The 2,493-nt window shown below is 23.1% G+C and carries 4 protein-coding genes; all 4 read right to left on the bottom strand.

The window, feature by feature from the left end:
* Positions 1 to 409 precede the first annotated feature (409 nt).
* From AJ886_RS10875 to AJ886_RS10865, 4 genes are read right to left on the bottom strand one after another with little or no spacing between them, the layout of a single operon-like run.
* A complete protein-coding gene (locus tag AJ886_RS10875; protein WP_315940682.1) occupies positions 410 to 802 on the bottom strand; it encodes an IS200/IS605 family accessory protein TnpB-related protein in 393 nt (130 codons plus the stop codon).
* A gap of 23 nt (positions 803 to 825) precedes the next feature.
* The gene (locus AJ886_RS07945; RefSeq protein WP_261662862.1) at positions 826 to 1,656 is read right to left on the bottom strand and encodes an RNA-guided endonuclease InsQ/TnpB family protein; all 831 of its coding nucleotides are present in this window, start codon (positions 1,654 to 1,656) and stop codon (positions 826 to 828) included.
* A complete protein-coding gene (locus AJ886_RS10870) occupies positions 1,634 to 1,906 on the bottom strand; it encodes a hypothetical protein (protein ID WP_261662850.1) in 273 nt (90 codons plus the stop codon). The genes AJ886_RS07945 and AJ886_RS10870 overlap by 23 nt, the downstream gene beginning before the upstream one ends.
* On the bottom strand, positions 1,884 to 2,240 hold the full coding sequence (locus AJ886_RS10865; protein ID WP_261662848.1) for a recombinase family protein: 357 nt from the start codon (positions 2,238 to 2,240) through the stop codon (positions 1,884 to 1,886). Before AJ886_RS10865 ends, AJ886_RS10870 begins: the two co-directional genes overlap by 23 nt.
* Positions 2,241 to 2,493: the final 253 nt, after the last annotated feature.

Below are 2,493 nucleotides of genomic sequence, written 5' to 3'. Positions count from 1 at the left end.
TAAATGATTTAGAATAACTTGAAGCATTTGCACATTCTTTGATTTTAGATTCTAACTCTGTAGGATTTTTTGGATCTTCATAGTATTACATACTTTTTTGGCTCTAAAGAGCAAGCAGAAAAAACACAAGCAGTAACTACACTTAATAAACTCAGTTTAATTAAATTTTGCATAAAAGTTCCTTTTTCTATAAATTTTATATATATTTATAGTAACTATAATATACTAATATTTATTAACATATAATAAAATTAATTTTAAATAATAATATTATTATATAATATTTTACAAAATAATTATAAGAAATAATTATTTTTTATTTTAATATGATGAATTATCTTGTAACGCCCAAATTTTCATATAAAATATTAAAATTTATATAAAAATCTTTTATAAATTTTCAATCTACCTAAAAGGCTAAATTGATTTTTATAGGAACGAACGCTGTTCCACTATCCACTAGAGTTTGCACTGCATTGTGGAATACTTTTCTTGCTATGCCTATTGCTCCATTAACATCAGCATTCAATATTTTATTTGTGCTTGATTTAAATAAACCTCTTTTTATTCTTTTACCTAAATACTTTTCTTGATGTTTCATTTTTTCATTAGCTAAATAGTCGCATTTACTCGTATAGTTTTCTTCTGTTAAAACGAAATTAATACCATATGTTTCACATTTATAAGCTAATTTAGAAATAAAGTTTTCATAAGGTATTGAAGTAAAAGATTGATTATTTTTAGCACCTAAATTAATTTCTTTTTTCCATTCTTTATTTTTACCAATAATTAATGTTTCAATAGAATGTTTAACACAATACTTAACTAAAAAATTACTTGCTTTATGTAAAAATCATTTAATTTGTTTTCACGAAAGTTTAATAATTTTAGTAGTTGCTTTGTGATAAATCTATTATTACTCTTTTTTGCTATTGCTTGTAAATATGCTTTTTTCTTATTGTAATATTGATTTATACTTTTAATACCTTTGCCATTGATAATTAAAGGCTGTTTGCTTTGAGTATCTATTGTAGTTACAAAGTTATTTAAACCTAAATCACAAGATAAAAAGCTGTTTTTTACATAATTAATAGCTAGTTGATTAGTTTCATACACTATTTCAACTATAAAACAAGTTGCTTTGGGAATAATCCTAACTTGTTTTAGACTTGAAATATTAGTATCTATTTTAGTAATGATAGATTTTATATTTACACTTTTAGGAAATACGATTTTATTAAAGTTTTTATATTGTTTTATTTTTGCTTGTTGGTTTGTAAATATAGCTATATGATGACCTTTTTCTCCTTTTCTTTTGTATTTAGGTAGTTTGGGATTACTTGTAAATTTGTTCTTATCTTTTTGATAAGACTTTAAACATTTAAAAAAGCTTTTCCAATCTTTATATAATAATTTAATTGTTTGTTGGGCTGTTTGACTAGGTAATTCTTTATAATCAAATTGTTTTTCACTAGCTAATTTTTTACTTAAATCATACTCTTTTATTTGTGGTTTTTTAGTTATAAAATCTTGTCTAAGCAAGTAATTAACATAGTTATATAAGTTTTTAGTCTTATTTGCAAGCAATAAAAGTGAATTGTAATTTTTATTGTAGGGCTTAATTATATGTCTTTCAACTCTTTGTAATGTTTTCATTTGCCTTGCTTTCATTTAATAATTTATTGGCTAATCTTCTCTTTGAATACATTTTCATAGAAAAAGAGTGTATTGTTTGCATAATATCTTCAAATAATTCTTGCTCTAGTGCTTTGTTTTCGCAAGAGTTAATAATTTCTATTCTAGCACCATTATCGTTAAAAAGTTTTTCCACTAAATCATAAGATAGTCTTGCTAGTCTATCTTTATAAGCTATATAAACAACACTAATTCTTTTTTTGCATAACATCATCTAAAAGCTCCATAAAACCTTTTCTGTCTAAAGTCATTCCACTTTTAATATCTTCATAGACCTTATCTACTTTTATTCCTTTTGCATTTAAAAAAGCGATTGTGTTTTCTATTTGATTTTTTAAATCTTGTTTTTGTTTGTGGGTGCTTACTCTTGCATATATAACATTTAGTTTTTCATCTTTAATATTTGCTAATCTATAAACATCTTCTCTGTTATATAGGTATGAAGAATTTGGCATTTGCGTAACTCTTATTTTTCCACTTTTAACATATTTATAAAGAGTTACACGACTTATTTTTAAAAGCTTTAAAACTTCTTTTGCTTTCAAATATTTTCCTTAATTGTAATTATATAAAATTATATAAATTATATAATTATTTAGTTAATATCTTTATATAAATTTTTTCAATGAATATCAAAGACTTTTAGATTTTATTAGAAAGGATAAATAATAATGGAAAAAACTAAAAGCTATATCAAGCTTTTGATAAAGGGATTTGGGATATAGTATTATTCGGTATAATAAGCCTTATATTTATGATTGTTATGTTTGGTTATCTTATGGAAATTTTGCGAACACT

This window comes from Campylobacter sp. BCW_6465 (assembly GCF_001762815.1).
Lineage (GTDB): Bacteria > Campylobacterota > Campylobacteria > Campylobacterales > Campylobacteraceae > Campylobacter_D > Campylobacter_D jejuni.
The sequence above is the reverse complement of the archived record's forward strand: the minus strand, read 5'-3'. Positions and strand labels throughout refer to the sequence as shown.

Bases quoted from the DNA above. Each gene is read 5' to 3' on its own strand.
- AJ886_RS07945 (WP_261662862.1), bottom strand. From the start codon at position 1,656: ATGAAAACATTACAAAGAGTTGAAAGACATATAATTAAGCCCTACAAT.
- AJ886_RS10870 (WP_261662850.1), bottom strand. From the start codon at position 1,906: ATGTTATGCAAAAAAAGAATTAGTGTTGTTTATATAGCTTATAAAGAT.